This window comes from Enterococcus sp. SMC-9, from assembly GCF_021011285.1.
Classification (GTDB): domain Bacteria; phylum Bacillota; class Bacilli; order Lactobacillales; family Enterococcaceae; genus Enterococcus_C; species Enterococcus_C montenegrensis.
This window is the reverse complement of sequence record NZ_JAILYE010000001.1, coordinates 249,315-264,566: the sequence shown is the minus strand read 5'-3', so window position 1 is coordinate 264,566 and position 15,252 is coordinate 249,315. Positions and strand designations below refer to the sequence as shown.

15 protein-coding genes are annotated in these 15,252 nt (G+C 36.1%); 12 read left to right on the top strand and 3 right to left on the bottom strand.

What is annotated here, in order from left to right:
• Positions 1 to 21 precede the first annotated feature (21 nt).
• The 3 genes from K4422_RS01385 to K4422_RS01375 are packed head-to-tail and all read left to right on the top strand — an operon-like array spanning position 22 to position 3,431.
• On the top strand, positions 22 to 1,917 hold the full coding sequence (locus tag K4422_RS01385) for an ABC-F family ATP-binding cassette domain-containing protein (RefSeq protein ID WP_230708752.1): 1,896 nt from the start codon (positions 22 to 24) through the stop codon (positions 1,915 to 1,917).
• Between the two features lie 33 nt (positions 1,918 to 1,950).
• Positions 1,951 to 2,898: a thymidylate synthase gene (locus K4422_RS01380; RefSeq protein WP_206905532.1), complete on the top strand. Its 948-nt coding sequence runs from the start codon at positions 1,951 to 1,953 to the stop codon at positions 2,896 to 2,898.
• A 32-nt stretch (positions 2,899 to 2,930) separates the two neighbouring features.
• The gene (locus K4422_RS01375) at positions 2,931 to 3,431 is read left to right on the top strand and encodes a dihydrofolate reductase (RefSeq protein ID WP_230708750.1); all 501 of its coding nucleotides are present in this window, start codon (positions 2,931 to 2,933) and stop codon (positions 3,429 to 3,431) included.
• A gap of 77 nt (positions 3,432 to 3,508) precedes the next feature.
• On the opposite strand, the gene trhA is transcribed toward K4422_RS01375, so the two are convergent.
• The gene (gene trhA, locus K4422_RS01370) at positions 3,509 to 4,162 is read right to left on the bottom strand and encodes a PAQR family membrane homeostasis protein TrhA (RefSeq protein ID WP_230708747.1); all 654 of its coding nucleotides are present in this window, start codon (positions 4,160 to 4,162) and stop codon (positions 3,509 to 3,511) included.
• 137 nt (positions 4,163 to 4,299) lie between these two features.
• Here trhA and K4422_RS01365 point away from each other — a divergent pair, with 137 nt between their 5' ends.
• From K4422_RS01365 to lepB, 7 genes are all read left to right on the top strand, one after another.
• A complete protein-coding gene (locus tag K4422_RS01365) occupies positions 4,300 to 5,145 on the top strand; it encodes a DegV family protein (protein ID WP_206905550.1) in 846 nt (281 codons plus the stop codon).
• A 448-nt stretch (positions 5,146 to 5,593) separates the two neighbouring features.
• The gene (locus tag K4422_RS01360) at positions 5,594 to 6,493 is read left to right on the top strand and encodes an SGNH/GDSL hydrolase family protein (protein ID WP_230708745.1); all 900 of its coding nucleotides are present in this window, start codon (positions 5,594 to 5,596) and stop codon (positions 6,491 to 6,493) included.
• A 31-nt stretch (positions 6,494 to 6,524) separates the two neighbouring features.
• Positions 6,525 to 7,178: a YpmS family protein gene (locus K4422_RS01355; RefSeq protein ID WP_230708743.1), complete on the top strand. Its 654-nt coding sequence runs from the start codon at positions 6,525 to 6,527 to the stop codon at positions 7,176 to 7,178.
• 4 nt (positions 7,179 to 7,182) lie between these two features.
• Positions 7,183 to 7,704: a peptide-methionine (S)-S-oxide reductase MsrA gene (gene msrA / locus K4422_RS01350; RefSeq protein WP_206905559.1), complete on the top strand. Its 522-nt coding sequence runs from the start codon at positions 7,183 to 7,185 to the stop codon at positions 7,702 to 7,704.
• Positions 7,697 to 7,918: a YozE family protein gene (locus K4422_RS01345; protein ID WP_206905564.1), complete on the top strand. Its 222-nt coding sequence runs from the start codon at positions 7,697 to 7,699 to the stop codon at positions 7,916 to 7,918. Before msrA ends, K4422_RS01345 begins: the two co-directional genes overlap by 8 nt.
• 15 nt (positions 7,919 to 7,933) lie before the next feature.
• Positions 7,934 to 9,364, top strand: a complete 1,431-nt coding sequence (locus tag K4422_RS01340) for a S41 family peptidase (RefSeq protein ID WP_230708741.1) — start codon at positions 7,934 to 7,936, stop codon at positions 9,362 to 9,364.
• A 15-nt stretch (positions 9,365 to 9,379) separates the two neighbouring features.
• On the top strand, positions 9,380 to 9,919 hold the full coding sequence (gene lepB, locus K4422_RS01335) for a signal peptidase I (protein WP_206905566.1): 540 nt from the start codon (positions 9,380 to 9,382) through the stop codon (positions 9,917 to 9,919).
• A 74-nt stretch (positions 9,920 to 9,993) separates the two neighbouring features.
• Here lepB and mprF read toward each other — a convergent pair whose 3' ends face one another.
• Positions 9,994 to 12,570, bottom strand: a complete 2,577-nt coding sequence (mprF, locus tag K4422_RS01330) for a bifunctional lysylphosphatidylglycerol flippase/synthetase MprF (RefSeq protein WP_230708739.1) — start codon at positions 12,568 to 12,570, stop codon at positions 9,994 to 9,996.
• An 8-nt stretch (positions 12,571 to 12,578) separates the two neighbouring features.
• Positions 12,579 to 13,331 (bottom strand): alpha/beta fold hydrolase, encoded by a 753-nt coding sequence (locus K4422_RS01325; protein WP_230708737.1) that lies wholly within the window; start codon positions 13,329 to 13,331, stop codon positions 12,579 to 12,581.
• Positions 13,332 to 13,493: 162 nt separating this feature from the next.
• Here K4422_RS01325 and K4422_RS01320 point away from each other — a divergent pair, with 162 nt between their 5' ends.
• A complete protein-coding gene (locus K4422_RS01320; RefSeq protein WP_206905568.1) occupies positions 13,494 to 14,114 on the top strand; it encodes a lysozyme family protein in 621 nt (206 codons plus the stop codon).
• Positions 14,115 to 14,209: 95 nt separating this feature from the next.
• On the top strand, positions 14,210 to 15,052 hold the full coding sequence (locus tag K4422_RS01315; RefSeq protein ID WP_230708735.1) for a DUF368 domain-containing protein: 843 nt from the start codon (positions 14,210 to 14,212) through the stop codon (positions 15,050 to 15,052).
• Positions 15,053 to 15,252: the final 200 nt, after the last annotated feature.

Below are 15,252 nucleotides of genomic sequence, written 5' to 3'. Positions count from 1 at the left end.
TGAGATATTGGAGGGGAACAAATGAAAGAATTAAAAGTAGTAGGCTTAAATAAAACTTACGGCGAAAAGACCTTGTTTTGTGATTTAAACTTTATGATCCATGAAAAAGATCGAATTGGTTTAATCGGAATTAACGGGACTGGTAAAAGTAGTTTGTTAAAAATTATTGCCGGCATTGAAAGTGGCGACGGTGATTTGAATCCTCTAGAATATGCCAAAGATTATCGCATTGCCTATTTAGCCCAAGAAAGTGATTTTGCGGGTGATCAGACGGTTTTACAAGCAGTTTTTGAAAGTGATAGTTTAAAAGTTCAAGTCGTTAAAGAATACGAACAGGCCTTGCAGCAACTGACAGAAGATGGTACGAATGAACAAGCTCAAAAACGTTTTGTAAAAGCCGAAGCGGCTATGAATGAGCAAGATGCCTGGCAAACAGATACCAATGCCAAGATTATTTTACAAAAATTGGGTATCCAACAACTAAATGAACCGATTAAAAATTTATCTGGGGGCCAACAAAAACGGGTCGGATTGGCACAAGTTTTAATTGATGAACCTGATTTGCTTTTATTAGATGAACCGACAAACCACTTAGATTATGACGCGATTACTTGGCTGGAAAATTATTTGAAAAATTACCAAGGATCGCTTTTGATGGTCACCCACGACAGGTATTTCTTGGACCGTGTGACTAACCGGATTTTTGAACTAGCAGACGGTGCATTACAAGAATTTAATGGTAATTATGAAAACTATTTAGCCGCAAAAGCGGAAAGAGAACGGGTAAACGCTGAAGCAGAGCAAAAGAAAAAGCAGCTTTATAAACAAGAACTGGCTTGGATGCGTGCTGGTGCAAAGGCAAGAACGACTAAGCAACAAGCTCGTATAAATCGTTTTGAAGATTTAAAAGAGAGTATGAGGCAAAATAAAGGTGATGACCAAGTAAGTATTGAAATTGCGACAAAGCGTCTTGGTAAAAAGGTCGTTGAATTAAAAAAAGCAAATTATGCTTTTGAAAATAAAGTGATTGTAAAAGATTTTGATTTATTAATTCAAGCGCGAGAACGAATTGGTATTACGGGTGAAAATGGTGCAGGTAAGTCGACGCTGCTAAACATTATTGCGGGTAAAATCCCTTTGCAAAGCGGAATTTTAGCAATTGGTGAAACCGTAAGAATGGCCTACTACACCCAACAAAACGATGCCATGGACCCGAATCAGCGAATGATTAGTTATTTACAAGAAGTAGCCGAAATGGTCAAAAAAAATGATGGTACCACAGTTAGTGTAACTGAAATGCTGGAGCGCTTTTTATTTCCGCGTCATACCCATGGGACACCCATTGGAAAACTATCTGGGGGTGAAAAACGGCGCTTGTTTTTATTGAAATTATTGATGAGTCAACCAAATGTCTTGTTGTTAGATGAACCAACCAATGATTTGGATATTGCGACTTTAACGGTTTTAGAAGATTATTTAGATACATTTGCCGGTGCTGTTTTAACAGTTTCCCATGATCGATATTTCTTAGACAAAGTAGCAGAAAAATTACTAATTTTTAATGGCAATGGAAATATCACTTCTTATTTTGGCAGTATCACCGATTATTTAGCCAACAGCTTAGAAGAAGATATGCTACCAAATGCAACAAAGAAGGTAAGTGTGGAAACTACGCATACAAAAGAGGCTGCGATTAAGAAAAAACTAACCTATATGGAACAAAAAGAGTGGGAAACAATTGAAGAAGACATTACTGCCTTGGAAGAAAAAATTGCAGCATTAACTGAAGAAATGAATCACCAAGGAGCAGACTTTACGAAATTACAAGAATTACAAAAACAAATTAGTTCATCTGAAAAAAATTTAGAAGACAAAATGCAACGTTGGGAATATTTAAGCGAATTTGTAGTGGAATAAAGAATTTATCAGTGAAATTTGAGGGGGATATTCATGGAACAAGCATATTTAGATTTAGGGAAAAAACTATTAGAAGAAGGCCACGATAAAGGGGACCGGACAGGGACCGGAACTAAAAGTTTATTTGGCTATCAGATGCGTTTTGATTTAAATGAAGGCTTTCCACTGTTAACGACCAAGCGGGTACCATTTGGCTTAATCAAAAGCGAACTATTGTGGTTTTTAAAAGGGGATACCAATATCCGTTACTTATTGCAACACAATAACCATATTTGGGATGAATGGGCTTTTGAACGCTACATTAAAAGTACAGATTATAAAGGGCCGGATATGACTGATTTTGGTCGGCGCTCACTGGTTGATGAAAAATTCAATGAAGAATATCAAAAACAGTTAAAAGATTTTTGTGAAAAAATTGTTGCCGATGAAAAATTTGCCGCAAAACATGGAGACTTAGGTCACATTTATGGATATCAATGGCGTCATTGGGAAAAACAAGATGGGACGTTTATCGATCAAATTAAAGATGTCATTGAAATGATCAAAAAAAATCCCGATTCACGTCGCTTAATCGTGACTGCCTGGAATCCAGAAGATGTACCTTCAATGGCTTTACCACCATGTCATACAATGTTTCAATTTTATGTCTATGATGGCAAATTAAGTTGCCAGCTCTATCAAAGAAGTGCTGATGTGTTTTTAGGTGTTCCCTTTAATATCGCCAGTTATGCATTATTAACACATTTAATTGCCCATGAAACAGGTCTTGGCGTGGGAGAATTTGTGCATACTTTAGGGGATGCGCATTTGTATCAAAATCATATTGAACAAATGAAAGAACAACTATCGCGCGAGGTGAGAAGCGCACCAACATTAGTTTTAAACCAAGAAAAAGCCTCTGTTTTTGATTTTGAGATGGAAGATATTAAAGTAGAAAATTATAATCCTCATCCAACAATTAAAGCGCCAATCGCGGTTTAAGTTTTAGTCAAAAATTTTAAAAGGAGGTAGCCATGCTAGCAGCAATTTGGGCACAAGATCAAAATGGCTTAATTGGTAAAAATGAAGTTCTACCTTGGTATTTACCAGATGATCTAAAATTTTTTAAAGAGATGACATTGGGTAAAACCCTCGTCATGGGGAGAAAAACTTTTGAGGGTATGGGGGGGCGCCCTTTGCCTGGACGAAGGACAATCATTTTAACCCGTAATGAAAATTACCAAGCACCAGTGGGCGTACTTGTTATGAATGATATTAAGCAAGTTATCGCCTATGCAAAAGCAAGTGATCACACGGTTTTTATCGCTGGTGGTGGGGCAATTTATGCAACGTTATTGCCGGCTTGTGACTATATTTTTCGAACGGTGATTGAAAATTCCTTTGAAGGGGATACGTATTTTCCTGAAGTTAAGTGGGAAAACTGGCGCTTAATCAAAAAAGTTGCGGGAAAAGTTGATGAAAAAAATAAATTCCCTCACTCTTTTGAAGAATATGAACGCATCCATTTAGACTAAACAAAAAGTGCAATCAAAAGTTAACTTTTGATTGCACTTTTTAACTATATGGAAAGTATAAATTTTTAGATAATTTATTATGTGTAAAGTAAGATGGAAAAGTACATGAGACCAGCCCCTAACATGACAAACAAATGCCAGACAACATGCATGAAGCGAATATTTTTAAGACTGTAAAAAAGCGCGCCAACAGAATACGCAATACCGCCTGAAACTAAAAGGGCAGTGCCGACATTGCCTAAAGAAAGCCATAAATCTTTAGCTGCAATTAAGCAAAGCCATCCCATAAATAAATATATGAAAGTTGAGACTTTCGAGACGGTGTCTTTTTTATGCAGCGTCAAGGATTTATAGACAATGCCGCTGATAGCTAAAAGCCAAATTAACGCAAATAATGTCCAACCAAGCCAGCCTTTAACACTTAGTAGGCAAAATGGTGTATAACTACCGGCAATTAAAAGAAAAATTGAATCGTGATCGAAAACTTGGAAGACTTTTTTTGCTTTGGTGAAAATTAAACTATGAAATAAGGTGGAAGATAAAAATAATAAAATCATCATTGAACCATAAATTGCATACGAGACGACGTGAAGAGCTGAGTCTAAACGGGCTCCTTTAACTAATAAGATAACTAAACCAGCTACTGCTAAACCAAAACCGATACCGTGGGTCACAGCGTTTAAGACTTCGTTGACGATTAAATATTTACGGGAAAATTGCGGTTTGTCCACGTATTTACAGCCTCCTTTTAGGGAATGTTCCAAAATTAATGAAAAAACAAAATGTCTCTGTTATACTTAGTGACAGAGCATGTTTAGCTGTATTTTAACATGAAGATGAGCAATGTTAAAGGAAGAGTGAAGGAACCATGGCAAAACTTAAAATAGTTACCGATTCATCGTGCACGATGGAAAAAGCGTTACAAGAAAAATTAGATATTCAAATCGTTCCCTTATCGGTTATGATTGATGGCGTTTTATATAAAGATGATGAAACGTTACCTGGGGAAAAGTTTATGAGTATGATGGCCAGTGCCAAAGAACTGCCTAAAACGAGTCAGCCGCCGATTGGGGAGTTTGTCGAACTTTTTGATGAACTGGGAGCAGATGGTAGTCAGATTTTATCAATTCATATGACAAAAGGCTTAAGCGGGACTGTTGAAGCTGCCCGACAAGCCAGCAACTTGTCAAAAAGTGATGTGACTGTCATCGACAGTGATACAACTGACCAAGGATTATCTTTCCAAGTCATCAAAGCCGCTGAAATGGCACAAGCTGGGAACTCTTTAGCAGAAGTTTTGGTAGCTGTTGAAAAAGTACGGGAAAATACGAAGCTTTATATTGGTGTTTCCACTTTGGATAATTTGGTGAAAGGTGGCCGAATTAGTCGTGCTACTGGCATTTTATCGAATTTATTAAATATGCGCGTTGTAATGGACTTTGATCATTCAGAGTTAATTCCTGTGGTTAAAGGGCGCGGCACTAAAACATTTACCAAGTGGTTTGACGGTTTGAAAAAAGAATTGCAACAAAAAACAAATGTTAAAAGTATTGGGATTTCCCATGCTGATGGGTTAGCATTATGTGAAGAATTTAAAAAGGAACTGCAAGAACTATTTCCAGAAATGCATATTCCTTTGTTGCACACCACGCCAATTATTGCGACCCATACAGGTAAAGGCGCTTTTGCCATCACCTATTATACCGAAGACTAATAATTTGAAGTTGAGACAAAGATAAGTTGGCAAAGTGCCAAAATAAGATAGAAAAGTGCTTTAAAGCTCTTAAGGTTAGTAGTTTTTAAGAGCTTAGCATTTCACTAGACGATTTTGGCAGTTAGCGTCAACTTGTGGTTTTTGTTTCAACTTTTTTATTTTTTCAGCAATAATAAAAAAGACTGCAATAAAAATTGTAGAAAAGTAAAGCTTTATAGGAAAGCGGTGGACAAACTACCCATTTCATGTTTTTTTTGCTAAAATAAGCGGTGCTATGGCTTTTGCTACTAGTCCAGTAAAAGTGTGACAAGTCTGGAAGTTTCGTTGTCAAAAAAAGCGCATGGTTTAATCTTTTTGTTAAGGAATAGAAATTATTTTGCCCAAATTCGTAACAGGATGTTTTTTAATCATCAATAATAGTTTATTTAATTAAAAGGAGGTTTAGCTTTTGAAATTTTTTAAACCCCTGATTACGCTTTTAAGCGTAGGAATTGGAGCATTGCTTATTTATATCGTATTAAATCAGACGATTCCGCAGGCAAAACCAATTTTAAAGCCTGCCCAAGTTAGTGAAGTGGTAAAAAATCAAAAGGAAAAACTTCACTTTGTCGCCATTGGGGATTCCCTAACTGAAGGCATCGGCGATGAAACAAAACGTGGTGGTTTTGTACCGATAGTAACCAGTGATATTACAGAACGTTATCGTTTAACGAGTGTGGAAGTGGAAAACTATGGTGTTGCTGGTGAACGCAGTGATCAGATTTTAACGCGCATGAAAAAAGAGGAGTCAATTTTAGCAAATGTTGCTACTGCCGATATTCTAACGTTAACGGTGGGGGGCAACGATTTAATGAAGGTCATCCAAGATAACTTCTTTGGTTTATCGATTAAGACTTTTAAAAGACCACAAGAAAAGTATCAAAAAAGAGTGGCTGAAATTATTGCGCTAATGCAAAAACAAAATAAAAATGCGCCAATCTATGTCTTTGGTATTTATAATCCTTTTTATTTAAACTTTCCTGAAATTACCGATATGCAAAAAATTGTTGATAACTGGAATTTAGCGACTGAAGAAACCACGAAAACATTCAAAAACGTCTACTTTATTCCAATTAATGACCTGTTATATCGGGGTTTAGATAGTGAGGTAGGTATTGATAGTACCCTGGATTCTTCAACCGAAGATGAGATAAAAAGTTCTGATAGTAGTGATTTAAATATTGTAGACAACAACGCTTTGTATGATCAAGATAAATTTCACCCCAATAATTTAGGCTATCAGTTAATGGCAAATGCATTGCGGGATGAATTAATCAAAACACAAGCACAATGGCTAATTAAAAAGTAGACCAGAAAATAAAGACGAGGAGCAGTCACATATGACAGAGAATAAATCAACGCAAACTCGCGAAGAAAAACAAGCATCAAAAAAATTTGACTTTAAAAAAATGAACGGCTGGAAAATTGCCTTTTTGTGTTTAATTGCTTTTGTTTTAGGAACAGGTGTGTTTTTGGGGACACGAATTTTTTCCATTCGCGAACCCGATTATAGTAAAACAACAAAAGTATTAGACAAAAAAGGACAAGAAGTAACGACGATCTCCATGAATAAAAGTCAATTGAATGCTTTGATTGATTACTATTTAACCGATTTTCAAAAAGATAGTAGTGTGAAGTATCAATTTGCTTTGGAAAATGAAGCAATGCTTTCGGGGGAAACCAAAGTATTAAATTTTCCTGTACATTTTTATTTGTATTTTGATCCTTTTGTGATGGAAAATGGCAATATCCAATTACGGGCGAAAAGCATGTCGATTGGCACACTTGGTTTACCGATTGAAGAAGTGATGAAATTGGTAAAACGTGGTTATGATTTTCCAGAATGGATTGAGGTAAAACCAAAAGATAAATCGATCACGTTGCGCTTGGATCAATTTCAATTACCTACGGGACTTTTCGTCAAAGCAAAAAAAATCAATTTAATTGACGATGAGATTCAGGTAGGCTTATATTTACCGGAAAGAAAGGACTGATTTGATGGAACGAGCAATTTTTGCTGGTGGATGCTTTTGGTGCATGGTGCAACCTTTTGATGAGCAACCTGGCATTTATACAGTAACCTCTGGTTATACTGGGGGGCATGTTAAAAATCCAACTTATGAACAAGTTTTGACCCACACAACAGGTCATACTGAAGCTGTTGAAATTATTTTTGATCCAGCAGTGATCCGTTATACCGATTTATTGCAAATTTATTGGCAACAAACAGATCCAACGGACGCCTTTGGTCAATTTCAAGATCGTGGTGATAATTATCGGCCGGTAATTTTTTATTTGAACGAAGAACAAAAAGTTGCAGCTTTAAAAAGTCGTCAAGCTTTAGCTGACAGCGGTATTTTTAAAGAACCAATTGTCACGCAAATTGAGCCTGCGCAACCTTTTTATGAAGCAGAGGGGTATCATCAAGATTATTATAAAAAAAATCCCCAAAACTTTGCTCTAAATCACCAAAGAAGAGCAGAATTTATCAAAGAGCATTGGGAGGATTTTGATGCGTAGAAGTTTTTATCACTATGTTCTCACCTTAAAAGGTCCCAATCACTTAAGTGAAGAGCAAGTTTTTGCCAATCATGTTAGTTGTGATATTCAATTTCCAAAACATACTAGTGATTATGATGAATTATCGAGCTATTTAGAAATGAATGTTGATTATTTATCTAGCATGGATATTTTTGACCGTATTTATGAACAATACGTGGAAAACAATCGTTAAGAAAGTAGGCCAGGGATGAAAAAAATATCCATAAAATTATACCTCATCTCTTTACTTGCAGCGGCACTTTTATTTGGTGGTGGCGGTTATTTATACGGTACGCTGCACGAGTTGCAAAAAGAATCCCGTAGCCCTCAGACAGATGAGCTGGCTAAAGTACATCAATTATACGACGAAATAAAAAGTAGCTATTATCGAGATGTTGATTCTAAAACTTTAGTAAATGGTGCTCTTAAAGGTATGACAGAGGCTTTAGGTGACCCGTATACAACCTTTTTAGATGAAGAAGGTTCTAGTCAGCTCAACCAATCACTATCCGATAGTTTTGAAGGAATTGGTGCTACTTTGCAAATAAAAAATGATTATCCTGAAATAGCGCAAGCACCAATTAAAGATACACCGGCTGCTAAAAAAGGTTTGAGGGCAAAAGATATCATTTTAAAAGTAGATGATATGGCAACTAAAGGTAAAAAATTAGATGAGGTTGTTAGTAAAATTCGAGGTAAAAAAGGAACTGAGGTAACTTTAGAAATTAGGCGGGGGCATGAAACGTTTACCACGAGTCTAAAAAGAGCAAAAATTTCCATACACACCGTAACAGATAAAATCAGCGTAGATGACAAACAAATTGGTGTAATTCAAATTGCTAGCTTTGGTGAAAATACTGCCAAAGAATTAAAGGATGCCATTGTTTCATTGCGCAAACAAGGCGCAAAGTCATTTATTTTAGATGTACGACAAAATCCTGGTGGCTTATTAGATCAAGTTGAGGAAATGGCGAGCATGTTTTTAAAAGATGGTCAAACAATTGTTGAATTTAAAGACAATCATCGAACCGTGTCAAAAGCGGTGGCGGGCGAAAAGTTTGATCAAGGTTTTAAAGTCAGTGAACCAAGTGTCGTATTAGTTGACGGTGGTTCTGCTTCGGCGGCAGAAATCTTTGCAGCGGCTTTAAACGAGTCTGCTAATATACCAATTATTGGGACGACAACTTTTGGTAAAGGAACGGTTCAAACGATTAGCCCAATTGATGACAAGAGTAGTTTAAAACTAACCGTAAGTAAATGGCTAACGCCAAAAGGCCATTGGATTCACGAAAAAGGATTAACGCCAACCATAAAAGCTGATTTTCCCGATTACGCTTATCTTGCGCCTTTGCCGCGGGATAAAGAATTAAAAGAAGGACAAACATCAGCAGAGGTTAAACGCTTGAATCGCTTTTTAGCGGCGCTGGGGTATGATACAAAAGAAGATGTTTTTACCGCAGAAACGACAAATGCTTTAAAAGATTTTCAAAGTAAACATAAATTGTCTGTAACCGGCATTTTAAATAAAGAAACAGCTGATGCAATTGAAAATGAATTGGCACTACAAATCAGGGCCCATGATGCAGCTTACAACAGGGGACTTACTGAATTAAAAAAAGAAATGACAGCAAAGAAGTGATGCAGGAGAAATGGTATGAAAAAATTTAAAGATTATTTTTGGATGACAATAAAATATGCCATTATTGCCCTTTCACTTGCTATTTTAGTTCGTGGTTTTTTGTTAATTCCAGTACCGGTTGAAGGAAATTCGATGGAGACAACCTTGAAGCAAGGGGATATGGTTGTCATGGAAAAGATTTCTAAAATTAAACGTTTTGATGTGGTTGTTTTTCAACTTGCAAGTGGTACAACGTATATTAAACGTGTCATCGCGTTACCTGGAGATGAGTTGCGTTATGATAATGACAATCTTTATATTAACGGTAAAAAAGTCCCAGAAAAATTTTTAGTTGCAAATAAGCGGCACTTGGCAGATGAAGGTTCATTTACCAATGACTTTTCTTTAGAGGAGTTGACGGGGACTAAAAAACTGGCACGAGACAGTTATTTTGTTATGGGAGATAACCGGCGTATTTCAAAGGACAGTCGCTCTTTTGGTGCCATTAAGTCCCAAGATATTTTAGGCAAAGCTCGTTTTGTTTATTATCCTTTGAAACATTGGCGTATTATTTAAAAAAACCGGAGCAATTAAATTGCTTCGGTTTTTTTTAATAGTGCTTTTACGCTTAATTTAAGTCTGAAAGCTGTTTAACGTTTCAAGAAACGCTTAACACCGTGAAGGGGCGTATTTTTGCCAACGGCACGATTGTCAATAAATAAAATGGCTAACATAACGTAAGCTATCCAGCTATCTCTGGAATACAAGGTGTAGCGAGAACGCCATTGACTGGCATATTTTTCTTTATAGTCTCGTAAACCTTGGAAAGAATAAAATCGGGAACCAAACTCATAAACTAAATAGGCAATTCGTTCTTGAATAAAACTTTTGCGGGATTGTCCAACATTTGAAAGTGGGGCCATGCCTAGATCAAAATATTGAATACCTTCGTTTTGCATATAAGCAAATAAATTAACAAATAGAAAATCCATACTACCAGATGGGGCTTTGTCAGCATGGTGTCGCATTAAATCAATCGTTCCAATTTCTTTTGTATAAGTTGGAATAATATTCGCAAAAGAGACGATTTCTCCTGCGCTATTTTTCACTACAGCCATTGGTCCGCGTTGTAAATAATCTTCATCAAAAAAGCCAAGGGAGAAGCCTTTTTCCTTGCGGCCATCTAACCAACTATCGGAAATTTCTTTAAAAGTAGCCATGGTTTCAGTCGAATAAGGCGGTTGGATAACTTCAAAGGTAAACCCATTTTTCTCAATTTTGTTTAAGACCGCTCGTGTCCCCTTCATTTTCTTACCTGAAGTTGTAAAAGTATCCAACTCAACTAAAGCTTCTTCACCCATTTTGATAAAGTCGTATCCTAATTCATGCAAAATCATAACGGTGTCTTCGTCTGTTTCATAAAAGACAGGCAAGTAACCTAACACATCGGCATCGCGGATAAATTGCGCAATAGCTGCTTCAAAATCTGATTTTTTACCATTAGGACTGCCCATCACGATATTTTTATTATTATAGGTAGCAAATTGTAAAAAGACAGTGTCATCAGTACCGTCGTTATAAACATAAATATTTTTGTCTTTTAAATAAACTAATTGAGAATCTGAATTTCCACCGTAAGTGTTTAATATATGACTGACTTTGGCTTCGTTGAACGTTTCGCCAGGCTGCGTTTTCTTTCCTTGCAAGTAGCGGACAAAAAGTAAAATAAACAACGCGATTACTAAAATAGCAATAAAGCCTGAAAACCATAATTTTTCAGATGGAAACAAGAAAAAGCTGATGATTTTTTTGTGGTGATGGGGAAATGTTGGTAAATTGTAAATCCCAATAATTAAATACAATAAAGTTAATCCACCAATAATTATGCCATCAATGGTCAACTGCTCAAAAGAATAAACCAATTGTTCGCGGAATAATTCTGTTTTTGATAAAAGTGTAATGAGTAGAATCAGGCTTAAAAAGATAACCGCAACAAGACTAAAATCAATTAAAAAGGTGTAAATAATGGCAGCTACAAGCAACATGATCGTAGGAAAGTAAGCTCGTTTTACCCTTGAGGCAATCGCGCGCCCCATAATCAATAAGCTAAATCCTAAAATGATACTAGGAAACTGAACGATAATATGAAAACGAAATGGATTGACATGTTGCAGCCATTTGAATTCTGAAAAAGCTTGGGGAACAGTCGCCATTAAGACCATCATAATGCCAGAAAAATATAACATAGCTACTTCAATTTTATGGAAAACCTCTAATGTCAACTGTTTAGGAATACCAGAGTAGCGGGTATCCACTTTGGTCCATAAATTTTTGAAAAACAGCACTAATCCAATTGCAACAGGAATCAAGTAATAAAAAATACGGTACAATAGCAGCCATGCAATAACTGTTTCACGATTAATTCCCAGATTGGATAATCCTAAGATCATCATGATATCAAAACTGCCTAGTGCACCTGGAATCATGGAAACAATCCCAATGACAGAAGCAGCGATGTAAAGGGGTAAAACTTGCCATAATGGAAACGGAACTTCCATTAGATAGCCAATTGCTAAAAATGAACCGGCAACACCTGTCCACTCAAGAAAAGAACTGGCGATTAATTCCAAGCGATACTGTGGCTTTAAGCCGCCTAACAAGCCGGTTTTTTTGAAGTGGGTGATAAGTAAAACAACGGGAAAATATAAGCCACCACCGATTAACCAAATCCAATATTGTTTTAAATAAGGATTGATATCTGTGAACATCACTAAGAAAAACGAAATAAGACTATAAATAGAAAGACCAGACATTAAAAAGATTAAAATCTTGGATAAGGCACTTGCGACATCTTTGCCTTTTTGTCCTTTGCCAAAAAATTCAGAGCGTAAACCGATACTAACAAATCCGCCAAAGCCTGCGATATTATTAATCGTGTTGATTAACCAACTCGTTTCAAAAATATAACTTTTTTTATGATCCAAATTTAACATTTTATTTAAGGTGAAGTCATAACCTACCATCGGCAAGACCGCTACAAGACCAATTACAAGCATTAAAAAGACTTTATAGATAGGTACATCAACTAAGGTCATCTTTAATTGATCAATATTAATGGTTTTACTGATGGAGATTAATTCACCGGCGACAATTACGATAACAGCAAATAGAAAAATTGTTTTTAAAATACTTTCATAGCTTTTTACTTTGGTAATAATTTTTTGCATACCAACACCTACTTTTCTTGTAAAAATTTGTAAACAACATGGTTGAAATATTCTGGGTGACGTTGTGCAGCTGTGTGACCAGCTCTTTTTATCAAAATTAACGTACTATTCGCTAAAAGAGCGGCAATTTTTTTGGTGTGACTAGTCTTAATGACATCTTGTGTGCCTGCGATCACTAAAGTAGGCGCGACAATTTGCTTTAAATCGGCTTCTGTTAGGGGTAAGTCATCTATCATTAAGCCGAGCATATTTTTTTGGCGATAAAAATAGTGACTGAAAAGGCCTAAAAAGGCAGAGGCAAAATAACCGAATTGGGTGGCAATTTTTGGTGGCCATTTTTCTCCGCTTAAGCGATAATTGCCGGAATTTAAAATTAGCTTTTCTATTTTATCAGGAAAAATATGGGCAAAAACCATGGCGAGATTAGCACCGTCGCTGAAACCTAGTATACTTGCTTTACTGAGCTTTAGTTGCTCCATGACTTCGGCTAAGTCACCAGCTAAAAGTCGAAAATTAAGTTCATTGGCTTTGTTATCAGAACGGCCGTGACCGCGGGTGTCAAGCACGATGCAGTCAAAATAAGCAGCAAAAAAAGGAATTTGCTCTTTGAAGTAGCGCCCACTGCTGTTATTACCATGTAAAAAAATTAAAGGCTTCCCTGCACCGTAGCGCTCATAATAAAGCTTTGTTTGATCGTTTAAAAAAATATAGCCGTTTGTCATGGACATCCCCTCAATTTCATTATAACGATTGTTTAACATTCTGAACAATGATACGGGTAACAATGAACAAACAATACTGTAAGTTAGCGGCACGAAATCTTTTGTTTTTCTAAAATTATTCCAAAGAATCTAGTTAGACATAGTCACAGGAATTTAGAAATAGTAGTATAGAAAAATACTCAGAAGATTTGGATGGTTTATATGTTTAAAAAGATTAGCAAGTTCTTATTGAAAATTATCGTTTTGATCGTTTTAATCGGTGTCATGGTGACAGGATATCGCAATTATCAAATACTAAAACGGGTGCATCAATATGATGCTATCGTGGCACAAACAGTAAAAAAATATCAAATTCAAGATCAAAAACAATTGGCACAAGCAATTATTTTTACAGAGTCAAAAGGTCGGGGCTCTGATATTATGCAAAGCTCTGAAAGCAGTTATGGCCAGCAAAATAAAATTGCCACTTCTGATGAAAGCATTGACGCAGGAGTGAATTTTCTGGCACAAGCTATTAAAAAGGCAAAAGATGCCGATTGTGACATTTGGACGGCGGTTCAGGCTTATAACTTTGGTCTCGACTATGTTGATTACGTTGCAAAAAATGGTGGTAAAAATACATTAAAGTTGGCGGAAAGCTATTCTAAAAATGTTTTGTCACCAATTTTAGGGAATGAAGAACAAACAAAATATCGCTATTGGGGACTGCAGTCTATTTTCTACAATGGAGGATTTTTATATCACAATGGCGGCAATTTATTTTATGCTGACGTGGTAAAGATGAATGAAAAGAAAATCAATTGGACAAACTTTCTATTTTAACTTGCAAGCCAAGGCAAGTATGCTAAACTTTAAAAGGGAATTTTCATTAGTTATGTTGTTTAATTTGAATTTATGATGAGGAGTGTTTAGTTGTAATGGAAAAATCAATGTCAAAAGAGGCGAAAACCAAAGATTGGTTATTGCGTTTTGTCAAAGGGATGTTTATTGGCTCTGGCTTTATTTTACCTGGGGTTTCTGGCGGAGCGTTAGCAGCGATTTTTGGTATTTATGAACGGATTATTTCTTTTTTAGCTCATATTACCCGCAACTTTAAAGAAAATGTTTTGTTTTTTATCCCAGTTGGACTAGGCGGTGTTACGGGAGTATTCTTGTTATCTTTTGTCGTTAGTTTTTTACTGGGAACTTATGAAACAATTATTTTATGGTTTTTTGTAGGCTGTATCATTGGAACTGTACCGGCTTTATGGCAAGAAGCAGGAAAAAAAGGGCGGAGTATGCGAGAAATTATCATCTTAGCTGTCAGCTTTGTTTTGGGCTTTTTGTTCTTATGGAAAGGTTCAGGCTTATTCTCACATGTGGATCAAAACTTTTTCACCTGGGTTATTGCAGGTGGCTTAATTGGTCTGGGAATGATCGTGCCTGGGCTTAGTCCTTCTAACTTCTTAGTTTATATGGGAATGTATAAGGCTATGTCTGACGGCATTAAAGATTTGAATTTCAGTGTGATTATTCCAATTGGCATTGGTGGGATTGTGACCGTTTTAGGCTTATCAAAAGTAATGGATTATATTTTTAGTAAAGCGTATCCGCAATTATTCCATTTTATTTTAGGAATTGTTTTTGCTTCAACCGTGATGATTGTCCCAACAAATTACAGTGGTTTTAATTTTGGTAGTTATGCAGGCTGCTTTGTCTTGTGTATGTTAGGTATATTATTAGGAGCTTGGATGAGTAAACTAGAAGATCAATACAAATAAAAAGTATTTGAACATTCAAATATGAAAGATTAACAAATTATCTTTTTGCAACCACTATTTTTTCGTTTTTTTCAATTACGACACTTTGGGGCGTAACACTTGAAAAACAATAAGAATATGTTAGAATATAGTTTGTATTATTGGGTCTTTTTTGAAGTCGCGCTGATTTTTAATTAGTGCGATTTTTTACCGATAACAAT